A 411-nucleotide genomic window follows, 5' to 3' on the forward strand; every position below is an offset into this window, starting at 1 on the left:
GATTAAAGTATACCGTTAGTGAGGTAACCAAAAATGAAGGTAATCAAAACTAATAATTTCATAAAGCCACTGATTGTCCTGATTGGTGTTGCAGCGACGTTAACGATGCCATCCCAAATGGCGTTTGCGGATGAAACGTTGCAGCCGGGATCACATATGCCTGCGAAGGATGTCTCGCCAGATCCTAAGACTTTTGACGATGAGCACTCGGTTGTTCGAACCACACCAACGCAGGGGGCATCTTTTCCAACGCCAGCCTATCGGAAGGGTGTTGGCGACTGGCAAACGCTAAATGGTCAGGCAGACGGTGGTGCGTATGGTTTTTCATCGGCAGCTTTTCAACGTCCTTTACGCACTGATCATAGCTTTTCTTTGAAGAGCCATGGTTACATCACGTCAGCAAATAACTAC

The 411-nt window shown here is 47.0% G+C and carries 1 protein-coding gene; it reads left to right on the plus strand.

The features are described 5' to 3' along the window. Positions 1-33: 33 nt before the first annotated feature. A partial coding sequence (locus tag KH400_RS21585) for a hypothetical protein (RefSeq protein WP_217228147.1) occupies positions 34-411 on the plus strand: 378 nt, incomplete at its 3' end.

The sequence above is a fragment of the Desertibacillus haloalkaliphilus genome, assembly GCF_019039105.1.
In the GTDB taxonomy this organism is placed as follows: Bacteria; Bacillota; Bacilli; order Bacillales; family KJ1-10-99; genus Desertibacillus; species Desertibacillus haloalkaliphilus.